General features: G+C 62.3%; 12 protein-coding genes and 1 tRNA gene. 9 read left to right on the top strand and 4 right to left on the bottom strand.

From position 1 onward, the window contains the following. Positions 1-19: 19 nt before the first annotated feature. The 3 genes from AS9A_RS17940 to AS9A_RS17930 all read left to right on the top strand — a co-directional run bounded on the left by AS9A_RS17940 (position 20) and on the right by AS9A_RS17930 (position 2,991). On the top strand, positions 20-2,110 hold the full coding sequence (locus AS9A_RS17940; protein ID WP_013808531.1) for an ATP-dependent helicase: 2,091 nt from the start codon (positions 20-22) through the stop codon (positions 2,108-2,110). A gap of 179 nt (positions 2,111-2,289) precedes the next feature. Further along, entirely contained in the window at positions 2,290-2,505 is a 216-nt protein-coding gene (locus AS9A_RS17935) for a hypothetical protein (protein ID WP_013808530.1), read from the top strand. A gap of 222 nt (positions 2,506-2,727) precedes the next feature. Then, positions 2,728-2,991, top strand: coding sequence for a WhiB family transcriptional regulator (locus AS9A_RS17930; protein WP_041452167.1), 264 nt, complete (start codon positions 2,728-2,730; stop codon positions 2,989-2,991). A gap of 33 nt (positions 2,992-3,024) precedes the next feature. Here AS9A_RS17930 and AS9A_RS17925 read toward each other — a convergent pair whose 3' ends face one another. Continuing rightward, positions 3,025-4,338: an ABC1 kinase family protein gene (locus AS9A_RS17925; RefSeq protein WP_013808528.1), complete on the bottom strand. Its 1,314-nt coding sequence runs from the start codon at positions 4,336-4,338 to the stop codon at positions 3,025-3,027. A 67-nt stretch (positions 4,339-4,405) separates the two neighbouring features. After that, positions 4,406-5,347 (bottom strand): hypothetical protein, encoded by a 942-nt coding sequence (locus tag AS9A_RS17920; protein ID WP_049793780.1) that lies wholly within the window; start codon positions 5,345-5,347, stop codon positions 4,406-4,408. Positions 5,348-5,497: 150 nt separating this feature from the next. Between AS9A_RS17920 and AS9A_RS17915 the strand changes: the two genes are divergently transcribed. Next, positions 5,498-6,187 (top strand): M48 metallopeptidase family protein, encoded by a 690-nt coding sequence (locus AS9A_RS17915; protein ID WP_083826712.1) that lies wholly within the window; start codon positions 5,498-5,500, stop codon positions 6,185-6,187. An 11-nt stretch (positions 6,188-6,198) separates the two neighbouring features. On the opposite strand, the gene AS9A_RS17910 is transcribed toward AS9A_RS17915, so the two are convergent. Continuing rightward, positions 6,199-7,689, bottom strand: a complete 1,491-nt coding sequence (locus tag AS9A_RS17910) for a zinc-dependent metalloprotease (protein ID WP_013808525.1) — start codon at positions 7,687-7,689, stop codon at positions 6,199-6,201. A 106-nt stretch (positions 7,690-7,795) separates the two neighbouring features. Between AS9A_RS17910 and AS9A_RS17905 the strand changes: the two genes are divergently transcribed. The 3 genes from AS9A_RS17905 (at position 7,796) to AS9A_RS17895 (ending at position 12,204) form a co-directional block, all read left to right on the top strand. Then, entirely contained in the window at positions 7,796-8,818 is a 1,023-nt protein-coding gene (locus AS9A_RS17905; RefSeq protein WP_013808524.1) for a YlbL family protein, read from the top strand. A gap of 136 nt (positions 8,819-8,954) precedes the next feature. Then, positions 8,955-11,957, top strand: a complete 3,003-nt coding sequence (locus tag AS9A_RS17900; protein WP_083826589.1) for a UPF0182 family protein — start codon at positions 8,955-8,957, stop codon at positions 11,955-11,957. Positions 11,958-12,130: 173 nt separating this feature from the next. After that, positions 12,131-12,204 (top strand) — tRNA-Met (locus AS9A_RS17895). A 67-nt stretch (positions 12,205-12,271) separates the two neighbouring features. On the opposite strand, the gene AS9A_RS17890 is transcribed toward AS9A_RS17895, so the two are convergent. Continuing rightward, the gene (locus AS9A_RS17890) at positions 12,272-12,868 is read right to left on the bottom strand and encodes a TetR/AcrR family transcriptional regulator (RefSeq protein ID WP_202798175.1); all 597 of its coding nucleotides are present in this window, start codon (positions 12,866-12,868) and stop codon (positions 12,272-12,274) included. Between the two features lie 253 nt (positions 12,869-13,121). Between AS9A_RS17890 and AS9A_RS17885 the strand changes: the two genes are divergently transcribed. Together AS9A_RS17885 and AS9A_RS17880 are read left to right on the top strand one after the other, a co-directional pair. Next, the gene (locus AS9A_RS17885) at positions 13,122-14,000 is read left to right on the top strand and encodes an SDR family oxidoreductase (RefSeq protein ID WP_013808520.1); all 879 of its coding nucleotides are present in this window, start codon (positions 13,122-13,124) and stop codon (positions 13,998-14,000) included. A gap of 282 nt (positions 14,001-14,282) precedes the next feature. Continuing rightward, the gene (locus AS9A_RS17880) at positions 14,283-15,131 is read left to right on the top strand and encodes a M23 family metallopeptidase (RefSeq protein WP_237707836.1); all 849 of its coding nucleotides are present in this window, start codon (positions 14,283-14,285) and stop codon (positions 15,129-15,131) included. Positions 15,132-15,164: the final 33 nt, after the last annotated feature.

Raw genomic sequence — 15,164 nt, 5'->3', positions numbered from 1 at the left:
ACCTGCCATGATGGGACCCATGTCCCGACCTTCCGCGACCAAAACCCTTATCTCCGCTACGGACTTGCTGGACGGTCTCGACCCGGAACAGCGCGCTGCTGTCCTCGCGCCTCGTGGTCCTGTGTGTGTGTTAGCGGGAGCGGGCACCGGAAAGACACGGACCGTCACGCGCCGAATCGCGCATCTGGTCTCCTCCGGCCACGTGGCGGCGGGGCAGGTCCTTGCCGTCACGTTCACGACGAGGGCTGCGGGGGAAATGCGGACGCGGTTGCGCGAGCTTGCCGCCACTGGGGCCGCGGATCCGTCATGCGGAACCGTGCAGGCCAGGACCTTTCACGCTGCAGCAATGCGCCAGCTCAGATACTTCTGGCCGCGCGTCATTGGCGACACATCGTGGCAGCTGATGGATCGGAAGTTCCCCGCTGTTCGGCAGGCGGCCCAGGCTGCTCGCGCATCGACGGATCCGGACAGCGTACGTGACCTCACTGCAGAGATTGAATGGGCGAAGTCGCGCCTGATCGCGCCGGACGATTACGCCGCCGCGGTCGTGGAAGAGGGCCGTGACTCACCTGCTCCGCCTGAGATTTTTACCCGTGTCTACCAGAACTACGAGCAGCTCAAAGTCTCCGGTGACACGATGATGCTCGACTTTGACGACCTTCTGATGTTCACCGCCGCCGCACTGGAGGAGAATGCGGTCGTCGCCGATGAGTTTCGCGATCGCTACCGCTCGTTCCTCGTCGACGAGTACCAGGATGTGACTCCGCTACAGCAGCGCGTACTCGATGCGTGGCTCGGTGAACGGGACGATCTGACGGTCGTCGGTGATGCGAACCAGACCATTTACTCCTTCACAGGCGCAACGCCTGCGTACCTATTGAACTTCTCCCGCCGCTTCCCCGAAGCTACCGTGGTCCGTCTCGTCCGCGACTATCGTTCGACCCCGCAGGTGGTAGGGCTGGCGAATGATGTGATCGGTGCCGCTCGTGGCCGGATCGCGGGTATGCGGCTCGAACTTGTTGGACAGCGAGCGAACGGGCCCGACCCGGAGTTCACTCAGTTCGATGATGAAGCGACTGAAGCCGCGGGGATCGCTGCGCGCATCAAGAAGCTTCAGAAGCGCGGGGTTCCTGCGTCTGAAATGGCTATCTTGTTTCGGATCAATGCCCAGTCAGAGGTGTATGAGCAGGCACTGACGGAAGCGAAGATCCCTTTTCAGGTGCGAGGTGGTGAAGGGTTTTTCTCACGGACAGAGGTGAAACAGGCAATGGGGGCGCTGCGCGCAGCGGCGGAACGGACTGATTTGCCTGAGGACGTGCCGATGGACCGATTGGTGCGAGCAGTGCTGGTGCCGCATGGCCTTGGTGATGCTGCGCCCCCGGGACAGCAGGCACGGGAACGGTGGGAGTCGCTCGTCGCGCTGGAGCGACTAGCCGCGGACCTGGTCGCGATGCAGCCGACTCTGACGATTAAGGAACTTGTCAGTGAATTGCAGGAGAGAGCCGCGTCTCGCCAGCCACCAGTGGTGGATGGTGTGACCCTCGCTTCGCTTCATGCTGCAAAGGGCCTCGAATGGGATGCCGTTTTCCTCGCTGGCCTGACCGACGGGACGTTGCCCATTTCGCATGCTCTCGGTGACCGTGATGGGACGGGCGCGGAGACCGCGATCGAAGAGGAACGCCGTCTCTTCTATGTCGGCGTGACGCGTGCGCGTGAACATCTGACGCTTACCTGGGCGCTTGCGCGCGGAGAAGGCGGCCGCAAGACGCGCAAGCCCTCGCGTTTCCTCGCTCCGTTTCTGCCAGCGGGTTCTTCCGCCCAGCGCGCCGCTAGTGGATCGGCAGGTAAGCGGTCTAAAGCCACGCGGAACCCTCTCGATCCGGCGGGGGAGGAACTCTTCGAACGTTTGAAGACGTGGCGCCTCGCAACCGCACGTGACCTTGATGTCCCCGCGTTCGTGGTGTTCACCGACGCAACGCTCACTGCAATTGCTGAGAAACAGCCAGCCGACGGGGCAGCACTCGTGAAGATCCCCGGTATAGGCGCCGCGAAGCTCGAGCGGTTCGGCGCGGATGTTCTCGCGGTCGTCAACGGCGCGGGAGGGCGCTGAGAATGGGTACACCGGAATGTGTTTGTGCAGCTAGAAAATAGGTTGTGCCTTCTGTAGGTCACGGATTACTCTGAAAACACCCGACACGCGAGGGGCCGGCTACTGCTGGCGTCGCGCGTGTCACAACTCGGGCAGGGCTCACTCTTAGGTGCCTCCCGATCTGACTGAGGAGGAGCGAGGTGGACAACGCAATCGTAGGTGCGATCCATGGCATTGGTGTCAATGCATGGGGCGCGACGGCTGCTGCCCCCGCTTTCCTCGCTACTGCAGGCGACGTAGCGACTGCGCGCCGCCGCGACACGGCAACCGCCGTAGAACTAGCGGCCATGCAGCCCATCAGCCAGATCGCACCAGGGTCCGTTCAAGGTCTCACAGCGAATCCCAGAACGGCGTAGCCGAGGGATTACCGCCGCACGAGGCCACGGACCGCCAGTCGGATCCGTGGCTTCGGCATCTCGTCGCATGACAGCCCAAAACATCTGTCACGACGCTCAATTAGCTGAGGCCCCGGTCCGCTGGTCAAGGAATGCACTAAGTCAAACCTTCACCTGAGCCCGAGGAGCACTACCGTGACTATCGACATTGGACACAGAACCGGTGTCGCGCTATCCCCATCCGTGGTCCACGTTCTGCCGGACCGTCTTCGCGCACTCCCGTGCCGACGTGAGGACCCTGACCTGTGGTTCGCTGATAGTCCCGCCGACCTGGAATACGCGAAAACACTGTGCGCAGCGTGCCCGGTCCGTGCGAGGTGCCTCGAACTTGCGCTCGACCGGCAAGAACCCTGGGGCGTGTGGGGTGGCGAGATTCTTGATCACGGCGCGATCGTCGCGCGAAAAAGACCGCGCGGTCGCCCGCCGAAAGCATCACCGGCCGCATGAGGAGCCGGCCCGCTGTGCCGGGGGTTTGTTGGGCTAGTCTGCAACAGCCTCAGGCACCCACTGGCGAACTATCTGGCCAAAAGGTACGTGCGCGTCGAGCTGGCACAGCACGGCCACGGTGCTGAGCAGCACCCGATGCAGCATCATGTACTGCGCGGGCATCGTGAAGGTTCGCGCAGTCCGGAACTCGTTACCCCGCCAGTCCGAGTATTGAGCGGCGACGCGCTGCATCCATTCCCTGGAGAAAGTAAACGATTCAGTCCGAAGTGGTTCAAGCAGCGGATGCAAAAACTCCGCTAGGTCCTCGGTCTCCGGGGAGCGTTCCGCGACTAGATAGCCCGCTTCCAGCATGTGATCGAGCAATTCGCCGTAGTGTTCCCCAACAGCAAGCCGAATCATTTTCGTCAGTTCCGGCGGGAAGCCGCCGCTCAGCGAAACGATCGCGCCGAAGTCGATGACGCCGAGCCGTCCATCATCGAGGATCATGAAGTTCCCCGGATGCGCGTCCGTGTGAACCATCGACGTGAGCGCTGGTGACGACAGAGCGAATTCTGTGAGCATTTGCGCTGCGTGACTGCGCTGCACCGCGCTGCCGCCGGCGATCACACGGGACAGCGGCAGACCCTCGATCCACTCGGTCACGATGACTTTCGGCGCGCTTGCCACCACCTTCGGGACTCGGATGTACGGACTATCCGCATACGCCTCAGCGAAAGTGCGCTGGTTGTCAGCCTCGAGCCGATAGTCCAGTTCCTCGACAGACCTCGCGGTGAGTTCGTCAACGAGGGCGCGGATATCAGTCCCTGGTGCCAGCGGCTTGAACAGGGGAGCGAGCCGTCCGATCTGGCGCAGGTCCGAACGCAGCGCCTCATCCGCCCCTGGATACTGGATCTTGACAGCAACCTCTCGGCCGTCTGCCCATCTTGCTTTGTGTACCTGACCGATGCTCGCCGCGGCTGCCGGTACTTCATTGAACTCGGAGACGTGATCCCGCCAGGAGGTGCCGAGTTGTTGATCGAGAACCCTATGGACTTGCTGCGGGCGCATCGGCGGAGCGTCCCGCTGCAGCTTAGTCAGCGCCTCCCTGTACGGCGCGGATAGATGCTCTGGCACGGCAGCTTCGAAAACGCTCATCGCCTGGCCGAGCTTCATGGCGCCGCCCTTGAGTTCACCAAGGACGTTGAAGAGCTGCTCCGCGGCTCGTGCAGCCATTTCGGCGCTTACTTCTTCGCTGCTCTGCCCCGCGATCCGGCGGCCTAGTCCCGCCGCCGCCCGGCCAGCGTAGCCAAGCGGCAGTCTGGCGAGTTTTGCGGTGCGGGCAGCGCGGCCTCGTGGGATAGCAGTCACCCCAACATCATTACTGAAATTGCTGGCTGTGCCCAACTCCCCTGACAGTCGTGTCTGAAACCGTACATCAGGCAGCCGAATTTCCGGCACCGTCAGGCGAGCCAGTCCAGCACGCACAAAGGGGATGACGCGGCCAGTCCCGTGTCGTCATGGTGACCATCAACGGGTCGATCTCCACAGTTGCTCCCAGCGTCGCGGGCGGTCCGGGTGGGCCCGTATTGTTCGGCCTCCGTGCCGCAGCGAGAACAAGTTCGACCTGGCTGAGGGCATATCCCGCCGCCGCGTGGACCGTCGCTGGTGACGCATGGGGGACACTGCCGGTGAGCTGCGCGGCGATATGCGGCCACTCAGGGTCGCGATCGGCCCGGTACAGGTCCGCACACCTGAGACAACTGGTCGCACCGGGGAGGACAAGCGGACCGACTAGTCCGCGCCCGTCACGCACACGTACGGCGAGATGGGGAAGTTGCTCGCGGATGAGGAAGTCATTGAGGACAGGGCTGACAAGCGCAGAATCTGTGAGTACGACGAGGAGCGGGCGCGTCCGCGCGATACACCCTTGCGACCGTTGCTGGTTCGGTGTAGTGAACTGTGTTAACCGCACTCCGAGGTCAGGGAGCGCGCCTGCGAGGACATCCGCCAGAGGACCCCGTCCCGCCAGCGCAACGGCGGGCATTCCCTGTGTGGACGCCTGCCCGGCCCCTGTAAGCACGCCAGCGTCCCGCAGGTGACTAAGGAGCGTCAGGAAAGACGTCCGGGTCGCGCCCGCGCGCTCACCGGCCCGCAGTGCCGCGTCGATAGAGACAGTGCCGTCCAGAGAACGGAGTATCCGGGCGAGAGCGTCCGCACTGCACCCCCGTGGCGGTGAGATGAGTAGAGCGGTCTCAGGGTCCCAGCCGATCTGGACATCACCACACGGGCGCACCAGTACAGGCCTGTTCCGGTCGACAAGCGGATTCTGTCGGCCATTGCGGTCAGCCGTCCACGGGGGCTGGATCTCGTGCGTCACCGTCCCAGCTTTGCATGAAGCACGGGTGGCCCGCCGAAGTTATCCACAGGGCGCAAGCAAGGTGTGGTAAATCGCGATTTATCCACAGACGGACGCGCGGAAGTGACGCTGGGGCGGACGGCTAGCCGGTACATCGCTATCCTTCTCATCATGAGCGACGGATCGCGGCGGGGCCGCAAGGCCGCCCCATCTCCCGTCAATGCGGGGATTCTTGAACAATCAGTGAGTCGGACATCGCGTCCGGAACCAGCCACAGAGGATTCACTCAGCAAGGTTGAGATTCGCCGAAGTCCGCGGCGGCGAAAAACGATCAGTGCCCGGCGCGAGGGCGATCGCATTGTTGTCCTTGTTCCAAGTGGTCTGTCTGAATCCACCGAGGCTGAACTGGTGGAGCGTATGGTGACGAAAATCCGAAAGGCGGATCAGCGACGCGATGCGGAGCGCGGGGGAGACAACGAGCGGCTCGAAGAACGAGCGCGCCAGCTTTCGTGGCGGTGGCTCGACGGCGCGGCGGAGCCGAAGTCCGTGCGTTGGGTGCCAGCGATGCGTACTCGGTGGGCGTCCTGCACCCCCGAGGATGGGACGATCCGCGTCAGTACGCTTCTCCGCGCAGTGCCCGACTATGTGCTCGACTACGTCCTCGTCCACGAACTTGTCCACCTCATCGTTCCGGGCGGGCACCCACCGGAATTCTGGGAACATGTCTACAGGTTCCCTCGGACCGAACGCGCGGTCGGCTTTCTTGAGGCGTACTCACGGATGAGCACGGTCAATCCCGATGGCAACAATGAGATCGGCGAGTGCCGCGACGATGATCGCGCGGTGGCGGCGGAGCGCTAGAGGGAACCGGGTCAGGAACCCGCAGTGCCCCCAGGACGTTCGTCGTCCTCGCCCTGCTCGGCGTCGTCTCCGCGTCCCGCTGCAGAACGTTCCTGTTCTTCAGTCCTGCGCAACTGTGCGATGGGGTCGTCCTCGAAGGCCGAGGTATCACCGCCTACGACGCGGTCAACAAACGCGGCCGGGTTGTCGAGGTCCGACGAGTCAGGCAGCAAGTCAGGATGCGCCCACACATTGTCCCGCTGTTCGACTCCGCCGAAAGCGACGATCTGGGACCACATTTGCGTCGCCTCGCGGATGCGCCGTGGCCGAAGTTCGAGACCAATCAGGTTCGCGAACGTCTGCTCGGCCGGTCCCCCAGACGCACGGCGGCGACGCAGGTTCTCCGTAAGTGCGGAGGCCGAGGGGATACGGTCGGCGAGCGCCTGCGACACCACGCACTCGACCCAGCCTTCAATAAGGGCCAGCATCGTTTCGAGGCGCTCGAGCGCGGCCTTCTGTTCGGGGGTGTTCTGCGGCTCGAAAGCGCCCTGCTGGAGCAGCTTCTCCAGCTCAGCGGGATTCGCGAGCGCCATCGGGTCCATCCCCCGTGCCGCTTCCTCGATCGAACTGAAATCAATATGGATGCCCCGCGCGTACTCTTCGACGGCGGCGAGGATCCTGCTGCGCAGCCAGGGCACGTGACTGAAAAGTCGCTGATGTGCCGCCTCACGCGCGGCGAGGAAGACGAGAACCTCGCGGTGCGGGAGATCCAGGCCCTCCGCAAACTTGCTGATGGCCTCCGGCAGGAGGGCAGCGGTACCGGCCGGTCCGAGCGGCAGTCCGATATCAGTGGACGTCAGTAATTCCTTCGCGAGGTGTCCAAGGCCCTGCCCTAGTTGCGAGCCAAAGGCCGCGCCACCCATTTGTCTAATTATCCCCATCATGGGACCCGCGATTTCACGCGCTTCCTCTGGCAGGCCTTTGATCCACATGCCCGACATCTGCTCGGCCACGGGGTCACAGAGTTGAGGCCACGTGCCGATCGTATTTTCGAGCCAGTCGTTTGGTGTCCAGGCAGCCGTGCGGTTCGCGCCCGAGGGGAGGGTAGTCACGCCGTCGATCCACACATCCACGAGGTGGATCGCGTCATTGACGGCAGTGCGCTGGCTTTCGCTCACGGGGCTGAACGAGCCAATGTGCTGCCGTGCGATGTTTTTTGCCAGCTGGTAGTTGACGGGACTCTGGCCTTGCTGCCCCTGCTGACCCATCGACGAACCCATGCCAGAAAGCATCTGGCCAAATTGGCTCAGCATCTTGCCAAGAGCCGCGGGGTCGAAGCCACCCGAACTGAAGCCGAACTGCCCCGGGCCAAACTGCCCACCCTCGTGGGGCGGCTGTCCGCCAGGCCCGGAACCTTGTCCACCCGAGCTGCTGCCCTGGCCACCGCCCTCGCCCCCCTCGTCCTTCTTGCGGCGATCGGGGTCGTCGTCGGAATGGGAAAAACCAAAGGGCGAATCGCTCATGACTCAACGGTACAAGGCCGCCCTTGTGAGATGGCGGGCAGTCGTGACGCCCTGGGCGAACAAACCCTCCGGGAACTCGCCCAGAGAACCATCTACTCTGGGCGGAGTGAATCGCCGGATCGTGACGCTAATAGCGGCTCTTGTGCCGATAGTGATCTTTGGATCACTGGGCGCGAACATGAAGGTTCCGTATGCGGCGGTCGGTCCCGGACCGACCTACAACACCCTCGGAACACTGTCTGGCCGCGACATCATCGAGATTTCCGGCATTGAGCCTGAGGACTTCGGCGGGAACCTCAACATGACGACTGTTGCTGTCCGCAGTGAACTTTCACTCTTCGACGCCCTCGGGTTCTGGATCGGCGGGCGCAACGGACTCGTCCCCCTGGATGAGGTGATTCCACCGGGCAGAACCAATGAAGAGGTGCGGGAACTGAACCGGCTCGATTTCGAGCAGTCGGAGCGGCAGGCCGAACGCGCCGCGCTGCGGCACCTTGAATTCCCGTTGGTGGTTGAGGTCGCGGAGGTCAGCGAAACGAGCCCGTCTGCCCGCTTCCTCGAGCCGGGCGATGTGATCACCCGCGTCGACGATGTGGAAGTCTTCTCCGCCGCCGACGTCCCCGCGCAGCTCGACGGTCTTCGTCCAGGGGACAGTGTCGAGGTGACCTTCACCCGTGACGGTGAAGCCGGCACGGTGACGATCGTGCTCGGCTCCCACCCGGACGACGAAGACCGCGGCATACTGGGCATCGCCGTTGTCGATGAGCCTCAGAAGGACTTCCAGGTCGATTTCAATGTTGAGCAGGTTGGCGGGCCTTCGGCTGGCCTCATGCTCGCCCTGGCGCTGATCGACAAGCTCACCCCCGGGGAACTGACCGGCGGAAGGTTCATTGCGGGAACCGGGACCATTGATGCCGAGGGTGCGGTCGGACCTATTGGCGGTATTCGCTACAAACTGGTTGCTGCCCAGGAAGAAGGCGCGAGTGAGTTCCTGGTTCCCGGCGGAAATTGCCGCGAAGCTCTGACCTTTGCTCCGGACGGCTTGACGCTGGTGCGTGTCGACACCCTAGACGATGCGGTGAGCGCCCTAACCAGCATCACGACGGGTGAAGAGGCGCCGACATGCTGAGGCCGTTCACTCTCAGCCGAAGCGGTGGCGGTAGTGGTTTCGTGCAAAGCGTCCGGATTTCCGTAGAGTTGAGAGTGAACACTGAATTGATCGCAGCGGTGCGAGAGTGCCGCCAGGAACGTATGGAGAGGCCCTCGTGGGCATAAGGCCCCCCGCTGGAGTACCAACCCTGTCCCGTCGCAGCCGGATTCTTATCGTGCTCGCCGCTGTCGGCGGCATTTTGCTGGCCGTGGGTCCACGGCTGATCGATACGTATATCGACTGGCTGTGGTTCGGTGAAGTCGGCTTCCGGAATGTATTCACCACCGTCATCTTTACGCGGCTTGCACTGTTTGTTGCGGTCGGCTTGATCGTCGGACTGATCATCTTCGGCGCACTTGTCCTTGCGTACCGAAGCCGTCCAATCTTTGCGCCCACGTCGCCGAATGATCCTGTTGCGCGTTATCGCATAGCGGTGACGAGCCGACTCAAAGTCTTCGCGATCGGTGTCCCGGTCGTCATCGGCGTCCTGGCCGGTCTCGTTGGCCAGGGCAACTGGCAGACAGTGCAGCTATTCCTCAACCGGCAGGAATTCGGAGTAAACGACCCACAGTTCGGTCTCGACGTGGGCTTCTACGCATTCGCGCTGCCGTTCTACGAACTCGTATTGAACTGGCTGTTCGTCGCCGTTGTGCTTGCTTTCATCCTGAACTTGATCACGCACTACATCTTCGGCGGTATCCGTCTCGACAACCGTGACCGCGCGCTGACCAATTCTGCTCGGATCCAGCTCGCTGTTTTAGCCGGAACGTTCATCTTGCTGAAGGCTGTCGCATATTGGTTCGACCGTTATGGCCTCCTGACGAGCAGCCGCAAGGAACCGACGTTCACCGGTGCGGGTTTCACCGATATCAACGCGGTTCTTCCGGCAAAGCTCATCCTGCTCGCGATTGCGGTCATCTGTGCCGTGGCCTTCTTCGCCGCGATTGTCCTGCGTGACATGCGTATACCTGCACTGTCAGCAGGGTTGCTCTTGCTGTCGTCGATTCTTGTCGGCGCAGTATGGCCCATGCTGATGGAGCAGTTCTCGGTACGCCCCAACCCTGTTGACCGCGAGGGCCAGTACATCGAACGGAACATCGCCGCGACGCGCGCCGCATACGGCATCGAGCCGGAGCGGATCAACTACGAAAGTTGGGCGGGCGTGGGCAGCCGCTCACCGGCCGATGATCCTGCGGATATCACGACGATTCAGAATATCCGCTTGCTGGACCCCGCGATTCTCTCGCGAACCTTCACTCAGCAACAGCAGCTGAAGAACTTCTACGGCTTCCCAGAAGAGCTCAACATTGACCGGTATTCGATCAATGGAACCTTGCAGGACTACATCGTGTCTGTCCGCGAGCTCAACCCGCGTGGGCTTGCGGCCAATCAGCAGGATTGGCTGAACAAGCACACGGTGTACACCCATGGCAACGGCTTCGTTGCGGCACCGGCGAACCGCGTCAACGCGGCGGTCGGCGACGTTGATGGTGCTGACGCGTCAGATAGCGGGTACCCGATCTACGCCGTCAGTGACCTGTTCAACGAGAGTGACATCATTCCCGTTGACCAGCCCCGGATCTACTTCGGCGAACTCATCGCGCAGATGAATCCGGACTACGCGATCGTTGGAGAGACGGAGCAGGCTGGCGCTCGCGAGTACGACACCGACCTCGAGCAGTACACCTACACCGGTGCTGGTGGTGTAGCCATCGGCAGCTGGGCGAACAGGCTGGCGTTCTTCGCGAAATACTCCGAGCGGAACATTCTGTTTTCCGATGCTGTCGGGCCTGACTCGAAGATCCTTTTCAAGCGTGATCCGCGTGACCGTGTCGAGGCTGTCGCCCCGTGGCTGATCCCTGACAGCAACACGTATCCCGCCGTCGTCAACGGCCGCGTTGTCTGGATCGTTGACGCATACACCACGCTGGACAACTATCCCTACGCGCAGCGCTCGACTCTCGACAGTCTCGTCGCCGACAGCACGGAGTCACTCCGTCCGCTGCCGCCCGAAGAGGTTTCCTACATCCGTAACTCCGTGAAGGCGACAGTCGACGCCTACGACGGAACTGTCAATCTCTACGAGTGGGATGAGGAAGACCCTGTCCTCAAGGCGTGGATGGGCGTGTTCCCGAATACTGTTGAGCCGAAGGACTCTATCGACGACGATCTCCGGGCGCATTTCAGGTATCCCGAGGATCTGTTCAAGGTCCAGCGTGAAATGCTGTCGCGCTACCACGTCAACGATCCACGTGAGTTCTTCACGACGAACGCTTTCTGGTCCGTGCCGAAGGACCCGACGGTCGAGAACAATCCGCCGGATCAGCCGCCGTACTACATGCTGATGGGCGACCCCGAGACCGGTGACCCCACATTCCAGCTCACCAGCCCTATGGTGGTGTTCAACCGCGAGTTCCTCGCCTCGCATATCTCGGTGAATTCTGACCCAGAGAACTACGGCCAGTTCACGATCCGGAGATTGCCAACCGACACTCAGACACCGGGTCCGCAGCTCGCTCAGAACTCGATGGTCACCGACACTCGCGTGGCGACCGATATCACCCTTCTCGAGCGCGCAAACCGGCTGCACTTCGGTAACGTGCTGACGCTCCCTGTCGGCGAGGGCGGAATTCTCTACGTCGAACCGATCTACACCGAGCGTCGTGGTGCGGCAGACAGTGCCTTCCCGCAGCTCGCTCGCGTAGTCGTGAGCTACCGAGGCGAAGACGGCCGAGTGCGCATCGGCTACCACGCGACGCTGGCTGGCGCACTTCGCCAGGTCTTCGATACACGGACAGCTGGCCTGGCAACCGCCCCTGGCGGGGATGCGGTCGAGGCTGAAACCGCCGAAGAAGCCGGCGTCGACATCGAAACGGAACTGCCGATCGACGAACAGGCAGCGGGCGTCACTGATGGTGTCGAGGAGGAGACGGTTACTCCGCCTCCCGCTCCGTCACCACCAGTGGACGGTGCTTCCGACGACGTCGTTGCTGAACTTGATGCGGCCCTTACCGCGCTTCGAGACGCTCAGCGCAACGGCAACTTCGCTGACTACGGCGCCGCACTCGACCGCCTCGAGCGAGCAGTTCAGGCGTACGAGCAGACCGGGGGGAACTAGCACCCAGGTGTGACTCAGGCGCACGCGCGTGAGGGTTCGAGTCAGCATCAGCCGAGAGGCGCCGCAGTCCTGCTGCGGCGCCTCTTGTTTTGTCCGCGAAATTGCCTGTGGCCTGGCCATATTCGGTCGATTTGCAATCGCGGAACGCGTGCCTGTAACCTTGGGTTCACCAACGCGGGGTGGAGCAGCTCGGTAGCTCGCTGGGCTCATAACCCAGAGGTCGCAGGTTCGAATCCTGTCCCCGCTACTACCAAAAACCCCCTTCTAGTCTCACGACTTGGAGGGGGTTTTTCTTTGTATCCAGCCGCTGCTCGTCAGGATGCTGGCGACATTTTCCGGACCAGCATTGCGCGAATGGTGTCGGTCAAGATCTGCGCCGACACAGTGGGATCGATAGCGCGCTGTAAGCCGAGCCCAATTCCGAGGCTCAGGAGTGCGGTCGCCACATCTTCAGCGGGCATGTCGAGGTCGAGGTTGTAGGACTCCACGGCTGCGGCGACGAGTTGAGTGATCACTCTGCGGATCTCGGCAGCGTCGCTGCTGAGTTGCTGTCGCAAGAGTTCGTCCGCGCTGGCTCGAACGGCGAACTCTGCTTCCAGGGTCGACCACTTCTGGTCGCCAATGGTGCGTTCCGACCAGGCAGCGAATGAGTCCAGAAGCTCCTGAAACGATGTGGCCGAAGAGACTTCCGTGACCAGCGCTGCGGCATGATCTGCCCGAATGTGGCGGAGGACCTCACGGCACAACGCATCCTTATTCTTGAAGTTCGAGTAGACAGCGCCTTTTGAGAAACCGGCTTCGTCGGCAATGGCCTCAAGTGAGGTTGCGGCATAACCTTGGGCCAGCAGCATGCGTTGAGCGGTTCTGATCAGGTGCTTTCGGGTTTGCGCCTGACTTTCTGCGCGGCTCATGCGGACCATATTCGACTCCTCGACCAGCAACCCCCGCCTACTAAGCTACTGGGGGAATTCAGATACTGCTAGTATTTAACCTAGTTGGGTGTCGCTCGTGGCGCCGCTTCGTTAGACGCTGTTCACAGGCAACGGTAGCGTCGAGACTGCGGGCAGACGCACAAGGGACACATAAGCGCCGGACAGTTGAGACCGGACGATGCTTCATGCCGCCCGGTCCCATCGGTGATGCGGCACGTAAGGAGTTGGACCTATGAGGAGGCGTTACCCGCAGATCCCACTCGATAGCTCGGTAGTGGTCATCACAGGCGGAGCGCGGGGGATTGGACGTGCTACGGCTGAACTTCTCCACGACATCGGAGCGATCGTCTGGATCGGCGATATTGACTTCGAGCAGGCCCAGGCGACGGCAGACTGTCTTGGTCCGGGAGCGTTCGCTTTCCCACTTGACGTGACATCCAGACAGTCATGGGCGGAGTTCAGAGAAACGATCATCGAGCGGCACGACTATATCGACGTGCTGATCAACAACGCGGGAATCATGCCAGCCGGGGGCTTTCTTGACGAGCCGGATGACGATAGTTTCGCGACGCTCGATATCAACACAATGGGGCTCGTGCTCGGAATGCGGGCAGTCCTGCCGACGATGATCGAGCATGGCCGTGGCCATGTGATCAATGTTGCGTCCATGGCGGGGAAGGTGCCGATCCCCGGTCTTGCCGTGTACAACGCGAGCAAATACGCAGCCGTGGGGCTCTCAGCAGCCGTTCGTGCGGAGTTCGCGGGCACCGGCGTCAGCATCAGTACGGTGCTGCCATGCGCGGTCAGAACCGGGCTGAGTTCAGGTATCCCACTCGGTCAGGGGCTGCCCACCGTTAATCCTGAGGATGTCGCGGCCGCTATCGTGCGCAACTGTGCGACTCGTAAGGCAGAAGTGGCGGTCCCGGGGTATGCAATCGTGTGGGACGCCCTCCGTGCAGTTGTTCCGGAGCCACTGCTGCGCACCGCGATGCGGCTCCTCCGTGCAGATCGCGTCCTCACCGCTGTCGATGATGGACAGCGTGCCGAGTACCGGTCCCGCATGCGGCAGCACGTCGGAGCAGTCACGCGCGGTGGCCGGATTACGAGCTAGCTGTGGCAACGGAACGTCGTTGGCTCCATTGCCTGCGGGATCTGCCTCGCCGAGGCACGGTCAAATTCGGGCATATCACCACCTGACTCGGTCTGGTATTTTCCGATGCCGTATCGTGACAGAGCACACAGTAGCGCGGCGCGATACGCATCTAGCTGAGCTACATCGGGGGTCTCACAAACTGCGAGGTGGCTCATCGTCACCACGGGTTTTTGGGAATTGGATGCGTAACACGGCCGGGTTCGTTATCGTGCCGTTATAGATAGCTTAAGGGGGCGGTTCTTGGCCGGGAAGTCCACCGACGGATCCACAGTGGTCGCGGCAGCTGAAAGTGGCAGCACAAGCCAGCGACCAGCGAAGTCGGGTAAGTTCGCTGCGGTAGCGCGGACGTTCGGCAAGGCGCGAGCGCGCATCCCTGATAGTGCGTTGACAGTTTTGGTGGCCGTCGCGTCGACCATCGTTGCGGGGACTCTCGCCGCACAGGTGAGCGCAGGTAGTTCGACTGACGCCACAGAAGCGCGTGCTGCCGTAGCTGAAGTGCCGCGCCACGACGTCAGCACCGCGGGCGCTCAGTCGCCGCTTCAGCAAGCCGCGGTGCCGCCGGAGCTACCAGAGCAGCAGGCCAGCGGCACAGTCGAGGAACCGGTCGCAGAAGCGGCGCCTACGCCCAATGAACCCGCTGATGTTCCTGCGGCCGAGCCGTTGGGGAGTATCGCCCTGCCAGAGAGTGTCGCGCGTCCTTTCGCGATTGGGCCCACGTACGGCGGGATAGTGACATCTGACTTCGGTCCACGTTGGGGGCAGTTCCACTACGGACTGGACATTGCCGCGCCGCTCGGCGCTGCTGTTCTGGCCGTAACTGACGGCGTCGTGCTCGAATCGGGTCCTGCGCAGGGATTCGGGCTGTGGGTGCGAGTGACTCAGGATGACGGCACGATCGGTGTGTACGGTCACGTCGACCGGTCGCTGGTAACGGCCGGGCAGCACGTTAAGGCAGGCGAGATGATCGCCACTGTCGGCAGCCGGGGCCACTCAACGGGCCCGCACCTGCACTATGAGGTGCGAAAGACAGACGGGACGCCCATGAGCCCGCGTCATTGGCTTGCGCTGCGCGGGGTCTGGCTGAACTGACATCACCGCCCGTCTTCACCACCTTTTTAGGTT

It is taken from the genome of Hoyosella subflava DQS3-9A1 (assembly GCF_000214175.1).
Lineage (GTDB): Bacteria > Actinomycetota > Actinomycetes > Mycobacteriales > Mycobacteriaceae > Hoyosella > Hoyosella subflava.
Note: the sequence above shows the minus strand (reverse complement) of the source record. Positions and strands in the feature narration are given on the sequence as shown.

Bases quoted from the DNA above. Each gene is read 5' to 3' on its own strand.
- AS9A_RS17940 (WP_013808531.1), top strand. From the start codon at position 20: ATGTCCCGACCTTCCGCGACCAAAACCCTTATCTCCGCTACGGACTTG.
- AS9A_RS17915 (WP_083826712.1), top strand. From the start codon at position 5,498: ATGAGCGACGGATCGCGGCGGGGCCGCAAGGCCGCCCCATCTCCCGTC.
- AS9A_RS17910 (WP_013808525.1), bottom strand. From the start codon at position 7,689: ATGAGCGATTCGCCCTTTGGTTTTTCCCATTCCGACGACGACCCCGAT.
- AS9A_RS17890 (WP_202798175.1), bottom strand. From the start codon at position 12,868: ATGAGCCGCGCAGAAAGTCAGGCGCAAACCCGAAAGCACCTGATCAGA.
- AS9A_RS17885 (WP_013808520.1), top strand. From the start codon at position 13,122: ATGAGGAGGCGTTACCCGCAGATCCCACTCGATAGCTCGGTAGTGGTC.